This window comes from Mycoplasma enhydrae (assembly GCF_025779955.1).
In the GTDB taxonomy this organism is placed as follows: domain Bacteria; phylum Bacillota_I; class Bacilli_A; order Mycoplasmatales; family Metamycoplasmataceae; genus Metamycoplasma; species Metamycoplasma enhydrae.
On sequence record NZ_JAOXHI010000001.1, the window covers coordinates 1 to 26,239 of the forward strand.

General features: G+C 28.6%; 18 protein-coding genes and 1 pseudogene. 1 reads left to right on the top strand and 18 read right to left on the bottom strand.

The window, feature by feature from the left end:
• Window positions 1-108 precede the first annotated feature (108 nt).
• The 6 genes and pseudogenes from OF364_RS00005 to OF364_RS03055 form a co-directional block, all read right to left on the bottom strand.
• Entirely contained in the window at window positions 109-1,992 is a 1,884-nt protein-coding gene (locus OF364_RS00005) for an HsdR family type I site-specific deoxyribonuclease (RefSeq protein ID WP_263773872.1), read from the bottom strand.
• A 26-nt stretch (window positions 1,993-2,018) separates the two neighbouring features.
• Window positions 2,019-3,170 (bottom strand): restriction endonuclease subunit S, encoded by a 1,152-nt coding sequence (locus tag OF364_RS00010; protein ID WP_263773874.1) that lies wholly within the window; start codon window positions 3,168-3,170, stop codon window positions 2,019-2,021.
• Window positions 3,171-3,839, bottom strand: a complete 669-nt coding sequence (locus tag OF364_RS00015; protein WP_263773875.1) for a hypothetical protein — start codon at window positions 3,837-3,839, stop codon at window positions 3,171-3,173.
• Window positions 3,830-4,099 carry a hypothetical protein gene (locus OF364_RS00020; protein ID WP_263773876.1) on the bottom strand — a complete coding sequence of 90 codons (270 nt, stop codon included), beginning with the start codon at window positions 4,097-4,099 and terminating at the stop codon, window positions 3,830-3,832. Before OF364_RS00020 ends, OF364_RS00015 begins: the two co-directional genes overlap by 10 nt.
• Window positions 4,100-4,102: 3 nt before the next feature.
• A complete protein-coding gene (locus tag OF364_RS00025; protein ID WP_318529862.1) occupies window positions 4,103-4,489 on the bottom strand; it encodes an N-6 DNA methylase in 387 nt (128 codons plus the stop codon).
• A pseudogene (locus OF364_RS03055) lies at window positions 4,443-5,692 on the bottom strand (type I restriction-modification system subunit M). Before OF364_RS03055 ends, OF364_RS00025 begins: the two are co-directional and overlap by 47 nt.
• Before the next feature lie 173 nt (window positions 5,693-5,865).
• On the opposite strand from OF364_RS03055, the gene OF364_RS00040 reads away from it, so the two are divergent.
• Window positions 5,866-6,369 carry a hypothetical protein gene (locus tag OF364_RS00040; RefSeq protein ID WP_263773877.1) on the top strand — a complete coding sequence of 168 codons (504 nt, stop codon included), beginning with the start codon at window positions 5,866-5,868 and terminating at the stop codon, window positions 6,367-6,369.
• A gap of 63 nt (window positions 6,370-6,432) precedes the next feature.
• Here the strand turns inward: OF364_RS00040 and OF364_RS00045 are convergent, their stop codons facing one another.
• The 12 genes from OF364_RS00045 to OF364_RS00100 form a co-directional block, all read right to left on the bottom strand.
• Window positions 6,433-6,915: a hypothetical protein gene (locus OF364_RS00045; RefSeq protein ID WP_263773878.1), complete on the bottom strand. Its 483-nt coding sequence runs from the start codon at window positions 6,913-6,915 to the stop codon at window positions 6,433-6,435.
• A gap of 96 nt (window positions 6,916-7,011) precedes the next feature.
• A complete protein-coding gene (gene rpoC, locus OF364_RS00050; RefSeq protein WP_263773879.1) occupies window positions 7,012-11,442 on the bottom strand; it encodes a DNA-directed RNA polymerase subunit beta' in 4,431 nt (1,476 codons plus the stop codon).
• On the bottom strand, window positions 11,442-15,038 hold the full coding sequence (gene rpoB, locus OF364_RS00055; RefSeq protein WP_404824615.1) for a DNA-directed RNA polymerase subunit beta: 3,597 nt from the start codon (window positions 15,036-15,038) through the stop codon (window positions 11,442-11,444). The genes rpoC and rpoB overlap by 1 nt, the downstream gene beginning before the upstream one ends.
• Before the next feature lie 137 nt (window positions 15,039-15,175).
• Window positions 15,176-15,547: a 50S ribosomal protein L7/L12 gene (rplL, locus tag OF364_RS00060; protein ID WP_205851349.1), complete on the bottom strand. Its 372-nt coding sequence runs from the start codon at window positions 15,545-15,547 to the stop codon at window positions 15,176-15,178.
• Between the two features lie 28 nt (window positions 15,548-15,575).
• On the bottom strand, window positions 15,576-16,073 hold the full coding sequence (gene rplJ / locus OF364_RS00065) for a 50S ribosomal protein L10 (protein ID WP_205851348.1): 498 nt from the start codon (window positions 16,071-16,073) through the stop codon (window positions 15,576-15,578).
• 211 nt (window positions 16,074-16,284) lie between these two features.
• Window positions 16,285-18,960: an Ig-specific serine endopeptidase MIP gene (gene mip, locus OF364_RS00070; protein WP_263773880.1), complete on the bottom strand. Its 2,676-nt coding sequence runs from the start codon at window positions 18,958-18,960 to the stop codon at window positions 16,285-16,287.
• Entirely contained in the window at window positions 18,911-21,100 is a 2,190-nt protein-coding gene (locus OF364_RS00075) for a putative immunoglobulin-blocking virulence protein (protein ID WP_205851346.1), read from the bottom strand. Before OF364_RS00075 ends, mip begins: the two co-directional genes overlap by 50 nt.
• A 229-nt stretch (window positions 21,101-21,329) precedes the next feature.
• On the bottom strand, window positions 21,330-23,423 hold the full coding sequence (fusA, locus tag OF364_RS00080) for an elongation factor G (RefSeq protein ID WP_205851345.1): 2,094 nt from the start codon (window positions 23,421-23,423) through the stop codon (window positions 21,330-21,332).
• A 31-nt stretch (window positions 23,424-23,454) separates the two neighbouring features.
• Entirely contained in the window at window positions 23,455-23,925 is a 471-nt protein-coding gene (rpsG, locus tag OF364_RS00085; RefSeq protein WP_205851344.1) for a 30S ribosomal protein S7, read from the bottom strand.
• A 24-nt stretch (window positions 23,926-23,949) separates the two neighbouring features.
• Window positions 23,950-24,366, bottom strand: a complete 417-nt coding sequence (gene rpsL, locus OF364_RS00090) for a 30S ribosomal protein S12 (RefSeq protein ID WP_205851343.1) — start codon at window positions 24,364-24,366, stop codon at window positions 23,950-23,952.
• A gap of 163 nt (window positions 24,367-24,529) precedes the next feature.
• On the bottom strand, window positions 24,530-25,105 hold the full coding sequence (locus OF364_RS00095) for a hypothetical protein (protein WP_205851342.1): 576 nt from the start codon (window positions 25,103-25,105) through the stop codon (window positions 24,530-24,532).
• Window positions 25,089-26,225 (bottom strand): ABC transporter permease, encoded by a 1,137-nt coding sequence (locus tag OF364_RS00100; protein ID WP_205851341.1) that lies wholly within the window; start codon window positions 26,223-26,225, stop codon window positions 25,089-25,091. Before OF364_RS00100 ends, OF364_RS00095 begins: the two co-directional genes overlap by 17 nt.
• Window positions 26,226-26,239 lie beyond the last annotated feature (14 nt).

Genomic DNA, 26,239 nt, shown 5'->3' on the forward strand with positions numbered 1-26,239 from the left:
TCTGGAATTTTTTCTCCAGTAAGCACTCTCATACACAACTTGTATAAAAATATTCTTGTCTTATATTTTTTCATAATAAAAAACATATCCTCCATTTGTGGTAGTCCACTAATAGGGGATATGTTTATTTTTATGTTCTTGTAATTTTTTAAATGCTTCATAATATTTTTTTGCTGATTCAATATTTCTGGTAGCTAAAATTGAATTAAAGCCTTTGATATGTTTGGCTTCTGGTTTAGTTATTTCACTGGTTTTTCCATAACAAAGATTGTCATTATTAAAAACTTCATAAAAACCTGTTTTATGCACTTCACGTTTGGTTAATCGGTTGTAATTTGCTAAAATGTATTCACTGATTTGCTTAATTCTTTTAGGATCTACAAAAACACTATTAGCATCTATAGAGCTAACCATTTTATCCTTTATATTTTCTTTATGACTAAAGGTATTTAAAGTATTCATTTTAAATTTCAAAACGTTCTCATCTCTGATTGCGTCAATTATTGTATACTTGTGCAATTCTGGACCAAAAACTTCACTTGTTGTTTTAGATATTTCAGATTGAACTTTTAAACCTTGGTTTTTTAAAGACTTAATATAAGTCTGTGCGTTTTCAACAAAGATAGGTGTTCCGGTAAACCCAAAAATTAAATATTTTTTAAATTTCGAAGTAATATTTTTGTGAAATTTACCAAATTGTGAGCGGTGACACTCATCAAAAATCATTACTACTTTTTTATTGAAAACTTCACTATTTTTTTCCATTGAACAAAAGTTGCTTAATTTATTAATGGTAGTAATAATGATTTTATCTTCATTATTTTTTAGTTGATTAGCTAATATATTAGTAGTTAAATTTGAAGCAGCTGATCCTTTTTCGAATTTTTCATATTCAGTCATAGTTTGATAATCTAAATCTCGCCTATCAACTACAAATAAAACTTTATCTATTTCATCTAAATTTCTTAATAAAGTTGCAGTTTTAAAAGAAGTTAGAGTTTTACCTGAACCAGTTGTATGTCAAATAAAACCACCAGATTTTGAGTGTCCAAATTCAGATGGGTTATTTATAGCATAATTAACTCTTTGAATAATTTTTTCGGTAGCAGCAATTTGATATGGACGCATAACCAATAGTTGCTCTTGCGAATTAAAAATACAATATTTTGTGATTATATTTAGAAGTGTTTTCTTTCTAAAAAATGTTTCGGAAAAATCCATTAAATCTTCAATATGGTTATTTTGCAGATCTGTTCAAAATGAAGTGAATTGAAAAAAATTCTTTTGCTTTCTTAGTGTGCTATCATCGCTAATTTTTGTTTTATACGCATCTAGCCTAGTTGTATTAGCATAATATTTTGTTTGAGTACCATTAGAAATGACAAAAATTTGAACATAATCAAAAATTTTATTGTCACTTGAAAAGCTTTCATCTTTATATCTTGATATTTGATTGAATGCCTCTTTTAACGAAACACCCCTTCTTTTTAGTTCTATATGAACTAATGGAAGTCCATTAATTAAGATAGTTACATCATATCTATTTCTATTAACTAAATTATTAGTTTTAAATTGATTAATAACTTGAACTGTATTATTAGACCAGTTTTGTTTATCTATTATTTTAATGTTTTTAATTGAACCAGCATCTGTTACCAAATCATATATATGATTTTTTTGAACTCTTTCCGTTTTATTAATAAGTTTGTCTTGTTTTCTAAACAAATAATCATTCTTTATGTTTTCCCATTCATCCTCAGAAAATTTGTAATTATTCAATTTTTCTAGTTGTACTTTAAGGTTTTTTTCTAAATCGTCAAAATTATGAATTTTTAAATATTCATATCCTTGAGCTTTAAGCTTATCAATAAAACGTTCTTCAAGAGCACTCTCACTTTCAGAAGATACAAGATTTGTTGATTTATTTTGCCTTTTAAATTCATAAACAATAGTGTCTAAATCATTTTCTAGTATTATTTTTGCTTCAGTCAATTTTTATACCTTTCTATATTTTCAATTTATTTTAAATTCATTAGTTTATTTAAATAGTATTGATATTGTTTTTCTCTTAATTCTATTTCTTTTAGTAATCCCTGAGTTGTATCATTTGTATAAGCATTAAATTTATCTAAAATATTCACTATTTCGTTTTGGACTTTTATGGGCAAAATAGGAACTTGCAAATTCATTAAAGAAATCATATCAGGATGCTTAATACCAGCCCCTCGATAAAAACTTGACAATCTTTTTTTATTGCTAACTAAAAAATAAAAAATAAATTTTAAGTTTAATGAATTATCTTTCTTTAAAAGCAATATATTTCCACTATCTATGAATTTTCCGTTTCAATATTTTATATTAGCTTCGCCCCCTGATGGTACAAAAATTACTTCAGAGTTGTTGATTAAGTTTTTTGTTTTAACATTATCGATGCATGTATATGAAAATTCACTACTGGTAGTTGATAATGCAATGTCACCCTTCTCATTTTGTTGTATAGATTTTACGTTTTTTGCCGATGTATGTTTAAACTTTCGCACGAGATTATTTTTATTGAATGGTCAATTATTAATTTTTCTATCCACATTGCAGATTTGGTGCAAATAGTTAGTTGTTTTTTTGTTATTTAATAAATAGTCTAAATAAAATTGATATTGCTTTTCCCTCGCTTTTAACTCCGCTTTCAGCTCCGCTTTCAGCTCCGCTTTAAGTGTAGTGAAATTGTCAAGAATTTTGACAATTTTATCTTGTTTTTCCAAAGGCATATTAGGAATTTTTAAATTTTCAATATCAGATTTAGCTAGTGCAGGAATTCCAGCTCCATATTTAGAACTAATTAATTTTCTTTGATTATTTTTTAAGAAGTAATACAAAAATTTGTAATTAAAATTGGCTTTACTATTCATTTCAACAATGTATAAATGTGCTCCGGCTCAAAAATTTTCTGTTATAAAGTTTACATGCCCGGCTGAACCACCCTGACAAATTACTATCTTGTTTTTTTTAGTATTATAATCTTTATAAAAACCCGATTCCACCACCCCACCATTATAAACAGGATATTTATATTCATCTTTAAATAAAGAGCGATTCAGTTGAGTTCCTTTTTTTAAATAACAAATATCTTTAAAAAGTATGTATTCATTTTTTTCTGTATTATTTTTTTTCATCTAATTATCCATCCTAATTTCAACATCGGAAATACAATCTAAAAAATTATTAATATTATTTTTAAAATCGATTATCTTTATTTTTTTTCATTCTTCTTTATTTACTTTTTCATTGTAATAATAGAACTTAATTTCTCTTTTATCATAATCAATTTCTATTCCATGTGGAGAATGCACTAGTGCATTTCTTACATATTTATATTTTTTTGAAAATTCATCCTCTTCCTTTAATTTTTTACCATAAATTTCATAATATTTTTTCTTTAATTTTTTCATTCAATTAAAATTAAAAATTTCTCTTCCAAATTTTCTATCTTGTCATTTTTTATCCTTTTCAAAAATAGTATTAAAATATTTTTCAGTTCATTCCTCGCTATCTTCTCTTATATTATTTTCTTCAATTTCACTAAGAAATTTTTTTCATTTAATACCAATAATAATTAATCTTTCGATTTGAACCTCAATAGTAGAAACCATTAAAATTAATAATCCAATTCAAGATTCTTGATTATTGCAGTTTATTAAATCTTGATATATGTCTTCAACCATTATTTTTTGATTATTTGCAGCTTGTTTTATTTCTTCTTTTCATAATTCATTGTTTAAAGTAGATGATTGTTTTATTAACTGATCTAATAAGTAGCGTATTTGATCTTTTTTTAATTGCATTGGAATACCAAACAATTTAAAAAAGTTCTTTTACTTTTTATAGATTGCTTTAAAATTAAATTAAAAACATTTTCTTTATAACAAAACTGAAATTTGTTAATAAAATATTTTAAAATCTTATCTAATTGTTCTTTTGTTAACAATTTAATATTTTCTCAAGTATCAACTATGCAATTTTCATTAATTTTTAATGATTGTGTGTCTTCTGTTAAGATTTTAAAAATTTCAAATATGTCTTTATGAGTTATTTGATATTTCATATACTATTTTTCATCCAACTCTTTAATTATTTTGTCAATTTGTTCTCTTAAATTGTTAACTTTTAAAGATACTACTTTAATTTCTTCATTTAATACTTTTATATCAATAATCTCTTTATTATCCTTTTGTTCAACATATTGATTAACTGATAAATTGTAATTATTTTGAACTACTTCTGCCTTATTAATCAATTTAGAAAAATGTGGTATTTCTTTCTTATGTCTAACGGCATCTATTATGTTAGAAATATTTTCATTTGTTAATTTATTTTTACTATCAATTCTAATAAATTCTTCGCTAGCATCAACAAATAAAATGTTTTGGTTGTTTGCTTTATTTTTTCTAAATACAACAATGCATGTTGAAATTGAATTTCCAAAAAAATAAATCTTGAGGTAATTGAATTATAGAATCTATGAAATTTTCTTCAACTAAATACTTTCTTATTTTTTGTTCCGCTCCAGTTCTATACAATATTCCTGGAAATTCAACTACCGCAGCTGTTCCGGATGAAGATAAATGATCGATAATGTGCATAATAAAAGCATAATCGCCCTTAGAATCAGGTGCCAATACTCCTGCTGGTGCATATCTTTCATCAGATGATAAAAGTGGATTCTTTTTACCTTCTCAGCTAACTGAATAGGGAGGATTAGAAACTATAGCATCAAATGGCTTCAAATCCTGGTGAAGAGGCTCTAGTAATGTGTCACCTCTTTTAATATTGAATTTCTCATAACTAACATTATGTAAAAACATATTTATTCTAGCTAAGTTATATGTTGTTGAATTTTTCTTTTGGCCATAAAAACCTGTTTTGATTTTATTTGGTCCCAATATTTTAGCAAATTTTAATAACAAAGAACCAGATCCACAAGCTGGGTCGTAGATCTTATTTATTTCAATTTTATCAGTTTTTAATTCCGAATTAAAATCAATTAAAGTCAGTCTAGCTAATAATTCACTAACTTCTTGTGGTGTGAAGTACTCCCCCCCGACTTGCCTGCATTTTTAGCATACATACCTATTAAAAATTCATATGCATCTCCAAAAACATCAATTTCATTATTTTGAATATCTCCAAAATTAATTGAGGCTATATTTTGTAGAATCTTTTTAAAGATTTTGTTTCTTTCTTGAGGGTTTGAACCTAGTTTTGGATTATTAATTTGAATATCAGCAAACAAGTCCTTAAAATCTTCTTCTGAACTTTGGCCTTTTGAACTTGATTCTATATCCTTGAAAGCTTCTGAAATAATTTCGTTTAAGTTTTCATCGTTTTTTGATTTTACAACGTTTTGAAACAAGTGGCTTGGTTTAATAAAATATCCATTAGTTTCAATTATTTCTTTTTTAGTACTTTCTATAACATCTTTATCTTCCCAGTCTACATAAGAAAGACTAGCATCCATTTCTTCAATTCTTTTTATCATTCTTTCTGAAATATAACGATAAAACAAAAAGCCTAAAACATAATTTTTAAACTCTCAACCATCTATATTGTTTCTTAAATCTTCTGCTATTTTTCAAATCGCACTAAATAATTCTTTTCTTTGACTCTCTTTTTTATTGTTCATACTTGCTTTCTCCATAATAAGTGATTAAATTTATAATTAAAATTATAATTTAAAACTAGTTTTATATCTCTATATTCTAAAAGCGAGCCTAAAAAGGTCTAAATGAAGAAAAATATTGCTTATAAAATATATAAATTCAAAACAATTAGTCCTTTTTTATTATCATTAATTAAATAGGAGAAATAAGTATGGACAAAAATAATAATGAAAAAGCTTATACAAATACTTCTTTTGCTAAGATAAAAGCCGAAAGAATAACTTTTATTGAATCAAATTGATTTGAAACTAATCAATGACTTGCTGATAAACTAAATGTTTCAACCAAAACAATTACTAGAACTCGAAACAAAATTAAAGCAGCTTATGCTAAAGGTGAGAATTATGTAAACGTTAGCCATGGTAATAATGGAAGTTTAAATAGCCAAAAATACACAGATGAGTTTTTTGTGTCTTTAGATAGGCAATTTCAAGAATATAAAAAAAATAATGAAGGTAATCCAAATTACCTTCCTTTTAAAGAATGAGTAAAAGAAGTTTTTGGAGACCAAGCTCCTGCTATATCAACTATATATTCTAGACGTCTAAAACTTAAAACTCAAATTGCTAATGAGCAATCTTATAAACTAAATCTTCGGGCAATAGAAGAAAACACAAAAGAAATAAATTTATCTAACATAGATTTTAAGAAATAAAATATCTATACAAAATAATTGAACAATACATAAAAAGCAGCTATCAAATAATATGGCTGCTTTTTATTCGAACTTCTCTTTAGTTAATATTTCTAGTTGTTCATTTGCTTTAGCTAATGTTTCTTTTAATTTAGTTTGAAGCTTAATATAGTTTGCTTCCTTTTCATTATTGTTTTTGATTTTTTTAATAGCATTTTCTAAAATTTGGTTAGCATTATTTGCTAATTTAATTGCTTTTTGAAAATATGATTTTGCAATTTCATATTTTTGTTTATTTTTTTGCTTCGGAAAATTCTCTAAACCTACATTTAAAACATTAATAACTTTATTTACATATTTAATAAGTGCTGTATTTTGATCATCGATATTAGGATCATAATTTTTGGCCGCTTGTTCTTCATGCTCTTTTATATTAATATGCGGATATACATTTTTTTTAATATTAACAGGACGAGAGGCATAATACGTAACTAATGCACTTAGGCCTATAACAAATGTTGAACCTAAAACTGTGCCTAAAATAATTGCTAATTTTGTTTTATTCATACTAAAGACCTTTTATTTATATATAACTATTATTTTAGTATAAAAATACACCAAACCTTGAAATTTAAGGATTGGTGTTTTATATTTAAGTAATTATTATTCGAAATCGTTTTCTTCTAAATCTTCTGATTCAGTTTCTTCAAACATTTCTTCTAGTTCTGGGTTTTCTTCATCTTCGATTTCGGTAACATGTTGCGAATCTTCAATATATTCTTGTGTTAAAGCATCAATATCGATTTCATTTTCAGCGCTAGGGTTTTGATCTAGCTCTAGTTCATCATCACTAAAAGTAGTAAAGTATTTAATTGATGGTTTAATTTCATATTTTGAATACTCTTCAAATGAACTTAGGGCAGTTCCTGAAGGAATTTTCTTACCAACAATAATATTTTCTTTTAGACCTGTTAAGTTGTCAGTTCTTGAAGATATTGCAGCATTAACAAGAATTTTAGAAGTTTCTTGATAAGAAGCAGCAGATAAGAATGAATCTGATAATAAAGGAACTTGTTTTGCACCCTTGATAACCACACTACCAAATGCAGGTTTCTTAGATTCAGATAGTAATAAACTGTTTTCTTCTTGATAATCAAAGATATCAACAATAGCTCCTGCAAAGAATTTTGAATCCCCTGGGTCACTAATTACAATTTTAGACATCATTTGTCTAATGATAATTTCAATATATTTATCACTAATTGCAATACCTTGAATTCTATAAATTCTTTGAATTTCTTTAAGTAGATAGTTTTGAACAGTTATAACATCAGTTAAGGCTAATAATTCTTTTAAAATTATCGGTCCTTCAGTTATTTTTTGACCAATCTTAATTGGCATTTTTTGTTCAATTCTTAGTTTTTGTGAAGATTTAACAATAATCTTCTTATCTACTTTATCGTTTTCTACATTTAGTGTTTCAATTGTAATTTGAGTATTATCATTATCAAGTTTTTCAATCTTTTTAACTATCCCTTCATAAGGAGAAATAACAGCTGGTCTTCCTCAAGGTTGCTCGTGAGCATCGATTAATTCAATTAATCTAGTAAAACCACCGGTAATATCTTCTACACCTGCAACACCACCAGTATGGAATGTACGCATTGTTAGCTGTGTTCCAGGTTCACCGATTGATTGTGCAGCGATTATTCCAACTGCTTCACCTGTGTTAACAACGCGGTTTGTAGCAAGGTCGTGTCCAAAACACATCTTACATACACCATTACGTGTATTACATCCTAGAATAGATCTAATTTCTACTTCATTAATTTCATCATCAATTATTTCTTGAGCTATTTTTGAAGTAATTAATTCATTTCGATCACAGATTCTTCTACCGTTACGGTTATAAATTGGTTTATTTGAAAATCTACCTACAATTCTTTCCTTTAAAGAAACAATTATTTGGTTATTCTTGGTGTCAATTATATTTTGAGCAATGTAACCATATTCAGAACCACAGTTTTCTTCTCTTACAACAATATTTTGTGCCACGTCTACTAATCTTCTAGTTAAATAACCTGATTTAGCTGTATTAAGAGCAGTATCAGTTAGACCTTTTCTAGCACCGTGTGTTGATGAATAGAATTCGAATGCTGTTAAACCTTCAATAAATGAAGATTTAACTGGAACTTCAACTGTTGAACGAACTACACGATCGTTTTTAGCATCGGCTTTAGTGGTTTTGGTATTATTTGCCATTAGCCCACGCATACCGGCTAATTGTACATAGTTAGCAATGTTACCACGAGCACCTGAATTAATCATGGTTATAATTGAATTCTTAGGATTTTCTTTAATTATTGTTTGTAGTTCTTCTTGGATTTTTTCTTTTATTTCAGCTCATTTTTTGATGGTTAATGAATATCTATCATCATCAGTAATATATCCAAGATTATAGAAATCTTTTAGTTCCTTAATGTATTCATCACCTTCTTGGATATATTCTTTTTTCTTGTGAGTTTCAAGAATATCTGAAAATGAAATTGAAATTCCTGAAGTAGTTGAATAATCAAATCCTAGTTGTTTTATATCATCTAAAATAGAAGCAACAAAGTTTGTATATCTAAATCAAACAGCATCTAAAATTTTGGCTTTTTCTTTAGCACTAAATGGAACGTAATTATCTGCTGTTCTTTCAGCTGATGATTGAACTATTTTTTGTTTTTCTTCAAGAATGAATTCAGCTAATAAATTAGCATGAGATAAATCTAATGGAGTTTTTTTGTATGTATTTAATCTTAAAAGTTCAACAATGATATCAGAATCAGCTAATTCATTAATTTTGTCAATTACACTAGCCACATTAGCGATACTAATTGTTGCTACATATTTATCAAACATATAACGAATTGTTTTGGCAATATTTTTTTTGTTAAATGCCTCTTGCAATTCTAATGTTTTAATATATTCTGGAATATTAGTACCAGCTTCAATTACATATTTATTATTAAAATCTTTTTGATATTCTTCTAAGCTAACTGCTTTGGTTACTTTGTTATCATAGATAAATGGAAAATCCTTAGGGAAAATATTATTAAAAATAAATTTTCCAACAGTTGAAATCACATATCTTTGACTTGAAGTGTTTGAAGAAAATTGGTTAAAGATTTTTAAGTCTTTAACTTCTTCAGCTGGCATTGCTACACGAGCATGCAAGTCTATTGATTTGGATTCCAAAGCACGCATTAAGTGTTCAAAATTATCAAACACTCTACCCTCGCCTTTAGCGTTTTTATCTTCTAAAGTTAGATAATATAGACCTAAAATCATATCCTGTGAAGGATTAATAATAGGTTCACCATCTTTAGGACCTAAAATGTTTTTATTAGCAAGCATTAATTCACGGCTTTCTAATAAAGCTTGTTCCGAAATAGGAACGTGAACTGCCATTTGGTCACCATCGAAGTCAGCATTAAAAGGAGTACATACTAATGGATGTAATCTAATTGCTTTACCACGTACTAAAACTGGCTCAAAAGCTTGAATTGATAAACGGTGCAATGTAGGAGCACGGTTTAATAATACTAATCTTCCTTTAATGGCTTCAGCCACATGAGGTCATATGATTGGATTTTGATCTTCAATAATTTTTTTAGCATTTTTGATTGTAGTTGCAACTTCTTTTTCAATTAAACGAGCAATTATTCAAGGCTCGAATAATTTAGCTGCCATTTCACGAGGAATACCACATTGGTGCATTTTCAAATTAGGACCAACAACAATAACTGAACGACCTGAATAATCAACACGTTTTCCAAGTAAGTTTTGTCTAAAACGACCTTTTTTACCGGTTAAAGCATCTGAAATAGATTTAAATGGACGGTTATCTTTAGATAAAACTGGATTAGGGGTTCTTCTTTGGTTATCAATTAAAGCGTCAACTGCCTCTTGAATCATCCGAAGTTCATTTTGAATAACTAATCTAGGAGCATCTTTTTCTTGTCATTGTTGTAGACGATTATTTCTAATAATAACTCTACGATAAAGTTCATTAATGTCAGAAGTTGAGTGTCTACCACCATCTAGTTGAATTAAAGGTCTTAAATCAGCTGGAATAACTGGTAAGTTATAAATCAACATATTTGTTGGTGATTGTTTTGATTCTATAAAAGCATTAATTACTTGTAATCTCTTATATAGTTTTTCACGATTTAGTTTAGTAGTAGTTGCAAATTTATCAGGATTATTTGCTTCTTGTTTATTCAGTTCTTTAATTTGATTTGAAACGAAAGCTTTTTCAGCTTGTAAATCAAGATTTTTTAATAAATATTCAATTGCTAGTGCACCTGTCATAATTTTTGCACTTGAGTAGTGTTCAATTACTTCGTTTAACTCATAAAAGTCAATTCCATATTCTTGACCAATTTTTGAAGTAGCTTTTTCAACTAATTCACTAATTGTATTTTGAATATCTTCATAGGCTTCTTTGTCATCCTCGTTTTTAGAATCAAATCTTTCAAGTAATTCTTCTAGTGCATTTCGATAAATAGTACCAGCATCATTAATTTCAATAATTAGGTTTTTAGGTAATGATTTTAGACCACCATCTTCTACAACAATATGATTTTTGTAATAAATTAAATTTTCTAATTCTTCACGTCTAACAGTACCAGAACCATGAATTCTTAAACCTAGTAGTTTATATAAAATTGAATGGTCAACCTTAAAATATCAAAAATGAACAACAGGGCTATTTAATTTAATGTGCCCCATATGATTTCTACGTGCTATTTTAGGTAAAATTTGAACTTTTTCTTGTTTACATAAATCTGTTCTTGTGCAGTATGAACCTTCGTTTATTTTCTTTCATTTGTGGCCACAAACTGGACAACGATAATCAATCATTGGTCCAAAAATAATTTCGTCAAATAAACCGCCACGTTCTGGTTTATATGATTTATAGTTAATGGTTTCAGGTTTAGTAACCTCACCGTGTGATCAGCTCTCCACATCTTCTGGTGTTGCCAAAGATAAAGAAATTTTTGCAATTTTTGATTCATCTAATGAATCATATTTGAAATTATTTTTCATTATTCAGCACCCCCATCTCAATCTTGTTGATATTTAGTGTCAACTCTTTCTAATTCTAGATTTTCATAATCACTAGAACTATCATGTGTTTCGAATTTAATACCAAGTCCTCTTAATTCATATGCTAAAACATTAAATGATTCGGGCATACCTGGTTTTGGTAGTTTTGTTTTTCTTGCTAACGAATTATAAAGTTGATTACGACCCTTTATGTCATCAGATTTATACGTTAATAATTCTTGTAATAAATTTGATGCTCCATATGATTCAATTGCTCAAGTTTCCATTTCTCCAAATCTTTGACCACCATTTTGAGATTTTCCTCCTAATGGTTGTTGAGTTATTAGTGAGTATGGACCAACTGAACGGGCATGCATCTTATCATCAACCATGTGGTATAGCTTTAGATAATACATTATTCCCACTGAAATAGGTTGATCAAATTTTTCACCTGTTCTTCCATCATAAACAATGGTTTTTCCAGAAGAATCAATTTTAGCTTCTTCTAGAATTTCTTTAATTTGATTATGAGTAATACCATCAAAAATTGGTGTTACAAATTTTGTGTTTAATTTTTGTGCAGCTAAACCTAGGTGTAATTCTAAAACTTGACCAATATTCATCCGTGAAGGTACTCCTTGTGGATTTAGAAGTATATCAATTGGTGTTCCATCTTCTAGATATGGCATTTCTTCTACTGGTAGCACAACTGAAACAACACCTTTGTTTCCGTGACGTCCAGCCATTTTGTCACCAACTCTAATTTTTCTTTTTTGAGCGATTGATACTTTAACAATTTTTTCAATTCCGTCTTCTAAAGTATCACCATATTCACGACTTAAAACTTCAACTGCAACAACAGTACCATTATGACCGTGTTTAACTTTTAGCGATGTATCTTTTCTAGAAGCTGTTTTTTGACCAAAAATGGCTGCCATAAGTTTTTCTTCAGGTGTTGGGTTTTCTTCACCTTTCGGCGATGTTCTACCAACTAATATATCTCCTGCTGAAACTTCCGAACCTACTCTAACAATTCCATTTTCATCTAAGAAACGTTTTGAGAAGTTAGAAACATTAGGTATTTCAGATGTTAGAATGTCTTCTCCGGCTTTTGAGTGTCTGAATTGAATAGTTTGTTCTTCGATATGAATTGAAGTATAAACATCATCTCTAACTAGTCTTTCAGAAAGAATAACAGCATCTTCATAGTTATAACCATGTCATGTACTAAAACCTACTAGAACGTTTTTTCCTAGTGCCATTTCTCCATCTTTCATTGAAGGACCATCTACTAATAAATCCCCAACTTTGATTTCTTGACCGACTTTAACTAAAGGAATTTGGTGAATCAATGTTCCTTGGTTAGATCTTTCAAAAGTTCTTAAATAATATGAATCAATTGTTTTTGAGCCTTCTCTTTTAACTCTAACAACTGCAGCATCAACGTAGGTAACAACTCCATTGTATTTAGCAATAATGTTTGTTGAAGAATATTTAGCAATATCAGATTCAACTCCTGTAGCAACTAATGGTGCTTCTGGAAATAAAACTGGAACAGCTTGACGTTGCATGTTAGCACCCATCAGTGCCCGGTTGGCATCGTCATTTTCTAAAAATGGAATTGCAGATGCAGCAATAGAAGTCATTTGACGGCTTGAAACACCTACATAATCAACTTCTGATGCAGGAACTTCCAGATATTCATTATCACGACGAACCATTACTAAGTCATCAATAATACAATCATCTTTGATATTAACAGTTGATTGTGCAAAAGCATAGCTATTTTCTTCGATAGCAGTTAAATACTCAGGTTTTGAAAAATCAACTTTTTTGTTTTTAACTCTAAAATATGGAGTTTTAATAAAACCATATTTATCAATATCAGCAAATGATGATAAATTCAAAATAAGCCCAATGTTTGGTCCTTCTGGTGTCTCAATTGGACAAATACGTCCATAGTGAGTTGAGTGCACGTCCCGAACTTCAAATTGTGCAGTATCACGGTTAAGTCCTCTTGGACCTAATGAAGTGATACGACGTTTATTAGAAATTTCAGCCAATGGATTACATTGGTCCATAAATTGTGATAATTTAGAAGTATTAAAGAATGATTTAAATTGATTAAATATTGGTTTATTATTTGTTACATTCTTAGGAGTAATTTTTGTAGTTTCTTTGGTTGAAATTCTTTCTCTTGTGTTTTTTTCTAATTTGATTAGACCGATTCTAAATTGGTTTTGTAATAATTCACCAATTGTAACAATTCTTTTATTAACAAGTGAATCAGGGTCATCATCAACACCGATGTTTGATAATAAATTAAAGTAATATGAAATGGTTCCAACTAAGTCTGGAATTAATAAAAAACTTTCGTCAGCATTAGGATCATTACCTAAAACTTGAACTTTGTTTTTATCTTCATTTAAATCGTTTTCAGTTGCATATATTAATACTCTCGGAACATATAAACGATTTTCAAGCTTTTCATTACCTTTAATTTGTAATTGTGCACCATAAACAGAAGCATCAACGTCAGGTAATTTTCATAACGGTAAAATTCCTAGTCTAAATTCTTCGGCAATTTTTCTAGCAATTTCTCAAGTGATAAATAAACCTTTTTCATATTTAACTTCACCTTCTTTGTCAATAAGGTTTTCAGCTAGATAAGAATTTGATAATCTTTCAGCAATGTTTAATTTACGGTTTAAAGTAAAACGACCAGTTTCTGTTAAACTGTATCTTTTTTCATTAAACAATGTTTGCGGAATTAAGTTTCTAACTGATTCAGCTGTCATTCTATCGCCTTTTCTAATTAGACGATAAATGGTTTCTTGAGCATCCTTAGTTATTTCTTCATTAGTTGTACCACTTGTTTTATCTTTTCTTAAAGTTTCATTTAACAATTGGATATCACCAAACATTTTTCTAATACCTTTTTCACTAAAACCTAAAGCTTTTAAAAAAGTAGTTAAAAGAAATGATTTGTTTTTATCAATATGTACCTTAACAGTTTCGGTTGAATTAGGGTTTTTGTTTTGTTTGTGATATATTTCCACTCATGAACCAATTTGTGGAATTATTTCAACTTTATTAAACAAGTCATTTGATTGTTTACTTCTAACGCCAACACCAAAATATGCCCCAGTAGAACGAATTAATTGGGACACAATAACTTTTTCTGAACCATTTATAACAAATGAACCACCATAAGTCATAATTGGGATTTCTGCAAAAACAACATCGGCAGTATTAACTTCACCGGTTTTTTCATTTACTTGTTTTAGTTTTGCAATTAATTTACCTTGATATGATGAACCTTTTTGTTTGGCTTCTTTTATGCAATCAAATTCTGGTTTGTTAGGAATTTCAAATCTGGCAGATTTTTCAACATATTCAATTCTTACTTTTCCATGTGCTTCAATTGGATATATGTTTTTTAGTTCCTCTTCAACGCCTTTTTCTAAAAACTCTCTAACTGATTTTCTTTGCATTTCTAAGAAGTCAGGACATTCAAATTTCTTTTGACTAATTGAATAGTCTCTTCGTTCTGTAATAGGTCCAAATTTTCTTAATATGTATTTTGATTCTTTCATCATATCTAACCTCATTATCTATTTTTAATTTTTAAAATTTAAATTTCTTTACGCATACGCATGCATATTATGTGTGTATATAATAAATAAAAACACAAAAACGGCTTATAGTAAGCCCGTTTTTGTTTCAATTATTTTTAGTCTAAAACAACTTCAGCTTTTACTTCAGCTAGTTTTGCTTTAAGTTCTTCTGCTTCTTCTTTTTTAACGTTTTCTTTTAGTAATACTGGTGCTGATTCAACTAATTTTTTAGCATCCATTAACCCTAAGCCTAATAGGTCTTTAACTGCTTTAATAACTGCTAATTTATTTCCACCATCTGATTTTAATGTAACGTTAAATACTGTTTTTTCTTCAGCAGCTTCTCCTGCAGCAGGCGCAGCAGCAGCTACAACAGCAGTAGGATCAATTCCAAATTCTTCTTTTAATCCTTCTACTAATTCCATAACTTCTTTAATATTCATTTCTTTAAGTGCTGAAACGAATTCTTCTTTTGTTAATTTAGCCATAATTTTCTCCTTAATTTAAAATATTATTTTATTCTGATACTTTTCCTTGTTTAACTAATTCATTTAGACCAATTGCTAAATTTCTAATTGGTGCAAGTAATGAATTGCCAAGAATCATAAGTGATTCTTCATATGAAGGAAGTTTTGATATTTCATCCAAAGCTTTAGCATCAACTACTTTATTTTCATAAATTCCAGCTACTAATTGAAAAGCAGGGAATTGTTTTTTGAATTTAACTAAAGTTTTAAGTGAATTTAAATCATCTTCTTTTGCAAAAACAAAAATGTTTTGTCCTAGCAAACTATCGTTTAATGAAGAATGCTCTGTTTTTAGTAAAGCTTGTTTAACTAAACGGTTTTTGTAAACTTTTAACAAAACGCCAATCTTAGCTAATTCTCTACGAATTACTTGTAATGAAACAACATCTAATGTTTTATATGAAACAACATACATAGCTTTTGATTCAGATAAATTTTTAGATATTTCATCAACAACTAAAACTTTAGCATCTCTTAATGCGCTCATTTTTCCTCCTATAGTTTTATTATTGCAATATCTAAAAGTAAAACATACTCGGTAACCTTATTAAGCTTTTGCCGTTACTGTCTTAATATATTGCGCTAATATCTTACCATAATTTTTAAATTTTATATAATATATAAATTTTTTATTGACTGGATATTTAGATAATACAGTTCAAATTAAAAGCAGCCTTTATGTGGCTGCTCATAAATAATTATTGGAATTTGAATTCTTCTGGAATGAATTCGTCTTTTAAACCTTGTTTAAATAAATTGGTTTTAATATTTTGACTATACAATTTGGCTAGTGCTTGTCTGTATGAGTTTTTTTGAATTTTACCACCACCGTAAATTAAATCATACTGTGGTAAATTATACTTGCCATATAAACCTTGGTAATCAAAACCTTCTGATCTTAAAGCTACTGATAGTCCTGCTTTAGCAGCACTATTAGAACCATAAAATACTGATACTAATTCATTCTTTTGGTTTCTTACTGAAGAACCAGAAGCTCCACCAATAGGAGCATAACGACGTGGGCTATAAGCTAAAGCCATATTAACATATCTTTTGCCATCTACGTAATAGAAATCTTGACCTAATTTTGGTACGTTAATAAATGTATCCAAAATTCCTGGTTTATCAATAAAACTACGGTATCCTAGTTGATAAGATAATCATTCGCCTCGATCTAGTTTAGACTTAGGATATGAAGGATCACCAATTTTGGCATCATAGTAATTTGATTGACTATTTATTCATAAACTATAGTTATTATGGTTTCTAGATTCATTTTGTCTTTGGTCATCATCAATATATGGTTTTAAAAAATAATCTTGTCTTGAAGAAGGTCAACCCATTATATATAAAGAATCTTCAGGAGCTTTTGATTTACTTTTTGTAAAATCAATTGCATCATAATCATGTAAATATGATTTTGATCTTAATTTTATATGGTTCTTTTGATTTTGAGGGTTGGCATAATCATTAGTCATTAATTTTGATAATTTTGTAAAAAATTCAGCTGTTTTTTCAATTGATTGTTCCGCTTTAGAATTTGAAAGTGCAAAATAGTCATTTATTTTTGAAAAATCAATTTCAATAACAGCAAAATCAGCAAATTCTTCAACGTCTGATAATTTAGTAGCTTGTGCACTAGTTAAATATTCACTTGGTTTTGAACTTAAATAATCAATACCATCAAATACTTTTCTAATTGCATTAGTATTATTAAAACTGTAAGTAACTATATTGTCATCCATTTGTGAAATACGTAATTTTTGACCTACTTGGATGTCTGGCCTTACTTTTGTTATTGAAAAACCACTTAAGTTATTTGTTATAGCTTTGGCAACGTGAGAGTTAGTTCCAAAATATCACTTTGTTGGATATCAATTTGGATCATCTTTTTTAGATTCATCAATTTGATAATCTAAAATTCACATTGTTCCAGCTTCGATTGTAGATTCTTTTTTAGCATCTGCTCTTTTTTGGTACTCTTCTATTTTTTTAGTTAATATTTTTATTTCTTCAGCACGACTATGATTTTTGAAAAAAGCAATTTCTTTATCATATTTAGCTAATTCTTCTTCTTTTAGTTTAACTAAATCTAAATTAGGATCTTTATTCTTAGCAATTTTTTCATCTCATTGTTTTGTGACTGCTGCTTTTTGAGCTTCTAATTGAGCAACTTTATTAGCAATTAATTGGGCAAATTCTGCTTCATTTTTAGGATCTTTTCAATATTCGATTGATTTTTGAGCCTTAGTTATTTCTTCTTTAAAATCCTTATAATTAGAAAGTTGGATTGAAAATGTTTGCATTGCCATTCTCAAATAATGTTCATTAACTATAACTCTAGCAAGTCCATCAATTTGATTTGGATTAGAAGATAAAAATGTTTCATCAAATCATGAAGATTTTTTAGGCATTTCTGCGCCATCTTTTATTTCAAGGCCATCAATTTCACCGCTTGGTTTATATGAAGGTAAACTAAAACCTTTAGTTGCAGCATTATCATACGATTCTTGACCTAATTTTGCAGCTAATTCATTATATTGGGATTTTTGAGCTTGAGTTATATTTAAATTAGGTCTTAAATCTTTAATTGAATTAAATCCTTGCTGACTTAAATAATTTTTTAAGCCGCTCATGTATTTGTTATTATCAAATTCAAAGCGTTCTTTTTGGCTTTTTTCGAAATATTTTTCTAATTCAGTTTTAGATTGATTAAAACCTTCATTTGGTTTTTTACCTTCATTATCAACATTAAGAGGATTTGTAGCTAAACCAGTTATTACAAAAGTTACTTTTTCAGTTTTATTAGTATCTTTATTTATTAATTCAAGAACAATTTTAGCGTTTCCTGTTTGATTTGCATTATTCTCTAGTATTACTCTAAGAGGTCTGGTTGCGATTTTTTTATCTAAATCATTATCCTTGAATCTTAATTGAATGTGTAAAACATCTCTTTGTAATTCTGAAGCAAAAATTTGATTTTTATTATGACTACCTGCAGATAGATTAAAAGAAAATTCAAAGTATGTATCTAAATCGTTATTTTCTTTTATTTTGTTAATATCTGCTTCAAATTCATTATTAGGATATTTAAGGTTAGGATCTGGTGTATTGTTGTCTTTTTCAGGTGTTTTATTGTTGTCATCTTTTTTTGATTCATTATCTTTGTTATTATCCTTGTTGTTATCCTCTTCTTTTTTATTTTTGGTTTTATCAACACAAGAAATCAAAGTTAACAAAGGTATTGAAATTGCACTAATTCCTAGTAATGAGCTAAGAAGTAGTTTAGTTTTTTTGGTTTTTAGGTTCATATTATTTCCTTTTTTAATCAAATCAACTACTTTCACCACTATTAAATGACACACTGTAACCATTTGATTCTAATTGAGTTTTTAAATCATTTGCTCCTATAGGAACAACGATGTTTCTTGAGATTTTAGATAAATTAACTAAAACATTTAAATTTGATAAAGCTGATGAGCTTAGTTTTGAAGATGTTGTTATTTCAACACCTTGTGTAATTTGGCCGTTGCTAAAAGTAATTTTAGTTGCTGGCATTCCAGGTTCACCTAAAGCCATTACTGAATCAAATTGTGCTCCATCTAAATCAGCTCCACTAATTTTATAGTTTTTACTATCACTAAATAAATTTAGAGATTTTAATTTTCTTGATTTATTTGAAGATTTAATATAGTCATAGAATTTTAGACCTTTTAAAGATCTAATTGAATGTGCTCTAGATAAGTCTAGTCCTGTAGCATAACTATTTCCGCCTTCATTAGTGTCTGGTTTTAGACCTGAACCAAATCCACCTTGGAAAATACCTTCGTTATTTCTAACATAGTATGCCATTCTTAAACCATTATTAATTCGAGAATAAATATCAGTTGAGCCTTTTATAATATCTGATTCTTCAAAAGCAAGAGTATTAAATGTAATTCTAGTTGCAATATCATCACCAGGTTTATTTTCAAAGCTTACATTGTAATCAATTGTATTAATTCATTCCACATTTCTTAAAGCTAAAGGATTAATTGATCAGCTATCTAATAATGAATTTCCTAATGTAAATAGTGATAGTTCTTTAATTCTCTTGTTTTCAAGTTCAATTAAAGAAGAAGTATTAGTTGCACGGTGGTCAAAGAATAATTCTAAGTGTGGTAAATCATCAGGTAATGCTTTTAGAATGTCTTTAAATTCTTGATTAACATCCTTTTTACCCATATTTTTAATACGGTAACCTGTAATGGTAATATTTTTTGCTTTTAGACCTTCGATAAGTCCTTTAGTTTTGTTATAACCTTGGAAATTAGCAGCATCGATTTCAACAACTATTCCTTCATTTAATTTATCTTTTTCAGGAACTTCTCTTGTTAGTTTAGAAATTATTATTCCATCGCCATTAGTAATGTTGAAATCTTTAAATTTAGGGTCGTTGGTAATATCTTGTTTTTTTCAACCCTTGTATTCACCATTAGCGATATCACCAGGATTTCTACCAAAGTAACCTTTAATGCCAAAAACTCTTCTTTCAGCATTATCTCTTTCCATACGTGAAGTAACTTTGTTATATCCATCAGCAGGTGAATATGTATATGAATCTAGTTCTCCGTTTTCATTAATGTATGCATTGTCTGGTGATGCAGTTAGACCTTGTTTAAGGTTTTCTTGAGCACCTTTACTTAGTTTTGTAAATTTTGAATAATCTAAGTTTTTAATTAATCAAGCATATTTTAAATTTATACTACTAAATTGTTTTGGTTTTAAATATTCTGCTTTAGCTTCTGGTTTTAAGAAATCAGCTATTTTAGGACTGTCTAGTAATCTTTTAAATTTATCCAACATTTTTTGTCAAATTAGAGGATTTTGTTTAATGTATAACTCTGGATCAAAGTCTTTAGTTTTTTCTTCATTAATAGTGTCGATAAAACCTGGAAAATATGTTCTAAGACCAGAGCCTTGTGAATCAATTAATTTGTCACGAACTTTATTTTTAAGTTCTTCTGTGACTTCAATACTTTTAATATCACCTACAATAATACTTTGATATGGATTACGGTTGGTTATTCCAGCATCAATATCACGTTGATCTAATTTTCTTTGAGGTGCAGGTGTTACTTCTGCTAAAACTTCTACACCATGAATCATTATTTTGATTCTTTGAGTTCCAGGATTTGGAGAAGGTTTTGGTTGTGGTTTTGGAGTTGGATTAGGCTTAGGCGTAGGGGTAGGCACTATTAAAGGTGGTTTAATGGTGTCTTCAGGTTTTGTAACTGGAGGCTTAGGAGCTTCTTGTAATTTTTGATCAGATGACGAAATATTAGCATTGTTTACATCTGCTGCACCTTTATCAAAAATATTTGGATTAGAACCATAAGGATTTCTAAAATCAACTCCGTTTGAATTCTTTTGGCTTGTTGCATATAAAGCTGAACCAATTGCAACAGAACTTAAAAGAGCAAAACCTGCTACGATTAAAGCTATCTTGTTTTTTCTTTTCTTAAAAAATGACATACTATCTCCCTAAATTGAGTTTTTTACTTAAAATCCACTTAAAAATTTATTTAGAACAAATAAAAATCTAATTCTGCTTATCTAAGTTCATAAATTGTAAACTAATTTGGCATATTTGTGAAAAAAAAAAAAAAAACGATTGTTTTATTGAAATTATGCCCTAAAAAGTGCCTAAAATACAAAAAAAGCGCAAATTTTACATTTGCACCTTAATTATTATTTTGAATGATTAATCTTCATCAACTGAAACTTTACCACCACGTTTTTTAATTATTTCATCTGCTAAATTGCGAGGTAATTTTTCATAGTGGTCAAATCACATTTGATATGTTCCACGACCTGTAGTCATTGATCTTAATTGAGTTGCATAACCAAACATTTCACTCAATGGAATGTAAGATTTAATAACATGAGCTCCATCATTTCTGGTTTCGTTGTCACGAACTTGCCCTCTTCTACGTGAAATATCACCCATAACATCTCCAAAGAAATCTTCAGGAACAACTACAGCAACATCCATAATAGGTTCTAATAAAACTGTACCTAATTGTTCACGACCTTTGGTAAGTGATTTAGAAGCTGCAATTTTATATGCTAATTCTGAAGAGTCAACTTCATGGTATGAACCATCAAATAAAGTTGCTTTAATATCGATCATTGGATAACCAGCAAGAATACCAATATCCATTTTTTCTCTAAGACCTTTTTCAATTGATTTAATATATTCTTTAGGAATTTTACCACCAACAATTTTATCAACGAATTCAAAGCCACCATCTGGGTTAGGTTCATATTTAATTCATACGTGACCATATTGACCTTTACCACCTGATTGTTTCTTGTGAATTCCTTCAACTTCAGCACTTTTGGTAATTGTTTCACGGTATGAAACTTGAGGTGCCCCAACACTTACTTCAACTTTGAACTCACGTTTTAGTCTATCAACAATAATGTCAAGGTGTAATTCACCCATACCAGCAATAATTGTTTGACCAGTTTCTTCATCGGTGTAGTATTTAAATGTAGGATCTTCTGCACCTAAACGTTGTAAAGCTAATGAAAGTTTTTCAGAAGCATCCTTAGTTTTAGGTTCAATTGCTTGAGAAATAACAGGTTCTGGGAAATTCATATTTTCTAAGACAATGTCTTTGTGTTTGTCATCGATTAATGTATCTCCTGTAGTGGTATATTTAAGTCCAACTGCTGCTGCTATATCTCCAGTTCTAACTTCATCAATGTCAGTTCTTGAATTAGCATGCATCAATAGAATACGGCTTAATCTTTCTTTTTCACCTTTTGTTGAGTTAGCGACATAAGAACCTTTAGAAATAACTCCACTATAAACTCTGAAGAATGTTAGGTTTCCAACAAATGGGTCATTCATAACTTTGAATGCTAATGAAGAGAAAAATCCTTCGTCTGAAGCTGGAATTGATAATTCTTCTTCATTTTTATAAGCTTTCATAGCAGGAATGTCTAATGGTGAAGGTAAATAATCAACAACAGCATCAAGCATAAATTTAACACCCTTATTTTTAAATGATGTACCACATACAACTGGGAAATAAGTAGATGTAATTGTTGCTTTTCTAATTGCTTTTTTAAGTAATTCTGCTGAGATTTCTTGTTCACTAAGTAGTAATTCCATAATTTCTTCATCAAAATCTGCTAGTGATTCTGCTAATGAAGCTCTTAATAATTGTGCTTCATCTTTTAAATGAGCAGGAATTTCAATTTCTTTAACGTTTTCATCAATTGTGCCATCAAATTCATAGGCTTTCATGGTAACTAAGTCAACAATTCCACTAAATTGTGCTTCTTCACCAATATTTAGTTGAATTGGATGTGCATTAGCCCCTAATAGTTTTCTTAATGATTCAATTGAAGCCTTAAAATTAGCTCCTAATTTGTCCATTTTATTAACATAAACAATTCTAGGAACTTGATAATTTGTAGCTTGTCTTCAAACTGTTTCAGTTTGTGGTTCAACACCTGATTGTGCATCTAAAACGGTTACTGCACCATCTAATACACGTAATGAACGTTCTACTTCAATCGTGAAGTCTACGTGTCCTGGAGTGTCAATGATATTTAATCTTTTATTTTTTCAATAAGCTGTTGTAGCAGCTGAGGTTATAGTAATACCACGTTCTTGTTCTTGTGACATTCAGTCCATTTGTGAAGCACCTTCATGTGTTTCACCAATTTTATGAATCTTACCTGTGTGATATAAAACTCTTTCTGTAGTTGTTGTTTTTCCGGCGTCGATGTGAGCCATAATTCCGATGTTACGATAATCTTCTAATTTATATTCTCTAGACATAATTTTTCCTATTCTTTATTAATGATAAATATTATCATCTAAAGTGAGCAAACGCTTTATTTGATTCTGCCATTTTATGAGTGTCTTCACGTTTTTTAATCGCACCGCCCATTTTATTTGAAGCATCAATAATTTCATGTGCTAACTTTTCTTCCATAGTTTTGTCATTTCTTAATCTTGAATATTGAATTAATCATCTTAGTGCTAGTGTTTGCTTTCTTTTGGCACTAACTTCACATGGAACTTGATAGTTTGATCCACCAACTCTTCTTGAACGAACTTCAAGTTGAGGGCTTACGTTTTCCAATGCTGTATTAAATACCTCCATTGGGTCTTTATTTGTTTTTTCTTTTACAATTTCAAATGCTTTATATAAGATGTTTTCAGCAACAGATTTTTTACCGTCCAACATAATAGTATTTATTAATTTAGTAATAATCTTTGAGTTAAACACTGGATCTGCTAAAACATCTCTAACTGGTGCTTTATGTTTTCTTGACATAATTTTCCTTTCTTAACTTTCTAATTAATTACTTTTTGGTTTTTTGGTTCCATATACTGAACGAGCTTGTTTTCTGTTGTTAACTCCGGCAGCATCTTGTGTTCCACGAACAATTGTATATCTAACTCCGGGTAAGTCTTTAACTTTACCACCACGGATTAAAACAACTGAGTGTTCTTGTAAATTGTGTCCTTCACCAGGAATGTAGGCTGTAACTTCTTGACCATTTGATAATCTAACACGGGCATATTTACGAATAGCCGAGTTAGGTTTTTTAGGTGTCATAGTAGCCACACGAGTACATACACCACGTTTAAATGGTGCAGGTATTGCTTTTTCTTGCTTATGTAAAGAGTTAAACATTTTACCTAAAGCAGGAGCTTTAGATTTTGTGGTTTTATCTCTACGGCCTTGTTTAACTAATTGAGCAACTGTAGGCATATTTTTCCTTTCTAATTTTGTTTTTAAAAATAATTAAATTAATGGTTGGTATTTTTCAAGTGATACTAAAAATACTTATAAATTATACAACAACTAAACCGGTGTTTCATAATTTTTAAAATATTTTTTTAAAAAATAAAAAGTGGCTATTAAACCACTTGAATTAAGGTGTTTTTGAATCTATCTCGATTTTTTTTAACTTTGTTTCAATAATTAAATTTTCTAAAGATTGAGTTTTTTGATTAATTTCTTCTAAACTCATATTAAATTTTAGTTCTTGTTCATTATTAAAATAAGTTTCAATTTTATCAACTATAGACACGTATTTTGTATTTCTGGCAATGTTTTTTAAAATTCATTTTTGAAAATCTTTAGCTTTGTTAGCATATGCCTCAATAGCTTCAATTTTTTGGGTTTTTGAATCTGTGAAACGTTTCATGATCTCAGTTAATTTTTGCTCAGTTTCTTGTTTTAGTTTTTCAAAAGTTTCTTGTTCAGTAATCCGTTTGGCTTTTAAATCAATTATTAATTTATTAAGATCATTTTTTAAGACAATGATATCTAAGTCATTAGTATTAGGAAAGTATTTATTTACATCATTTATATTGTCTAAAATTTTGGTTTTAAAATGGTTATAAAGCGAATATTTTAGGTTTTCTGTTTTAATACAAGAAACCATCATTGGAGCTACTAGTAATGATAGTGGCATTAACATTAATAATTTATTTCTTTTTTTCATTTTTAGCCTCTAAAGTAATATTTAATAAAAATTTAGAAATTAAAAAACTACGATATTGATTTAAAAACTCAGGCATACTATTTTCAATAGTTTCATTTTGATTATCTAATGAATAATTTATTGTTACATTAGTGTTATAAAATAGATCTTCAATTTCACTATCACGATAAAACAGTCAAGCATTACGAGATGCTGGTTGATATAATGGGTCAATTGAACGAGCAGAATATACATATTCGCTATATTTTTTATCAAATTCTTCTTTTGACATTTTTGAAAGTTCTTCTGTTTCTTTTAAAATTTTAGCCTTTTTATCAGCATGTTTCATTCATAAAACTTCACGTTCAATTAAAGATAATTTTGGATTATTAAAATCATATACTTCAGCTACTTCTCTATTTAATTCTTGAGTTTTTTCTATGTTAGTGTTTACCTCAATGAAATAATTAATTTTAAATAATTGATCTAAAAAGATATTGTATTGTTTTTTGAAAGGAATGCCTTCCATAGTGTTATAAAAACTAGTTCATTTATTAAATAAGTTATGTAATAAAAGGTTAGAAGCTTTTAGTTTTTCTAAGTCTAAGCTAATTGTTTGTGGATATTGTTTTTGTAATTCATTGTTTTTTAGTTCTCTTAAAGAAACTAATTCATTATATATTTCAACATCATCACTTTTGTATTGTGGATAATTGAATTTAACATACCTTAAAACAAAGAAACCTATTATTAATGAACCTAATAAAATTAAAGCAACTTCATATGAAAAAATGAATACTGGAACATATAATTGGTCTATTTCTGCTGCTGCTCTTTTTAAAGCAATGGCTGAAACAAAAATCTGAGCTAATATTGTAAAAATAATTATTAGGAAATTAAAAAATGAATTATTTTTGAAACTTGCGCCTTGAACATAGTCTTTAACTAAATACTCACCTAATACTTTTTGAGTTTTATCTATGCTTTTTCGATAATTAATGAAATATTTAATTAAAAAATAAATATTTACAATCATAAGCAATGTCACGACTAATGAAAAAACTAAAAGTGGTCCTCCACCTTTTCTAGTGGTGCTTGAAGTTGTACTATAGCTAACTTGTGCTAATATTTCGCTACTCATTAGATACCTGCCTT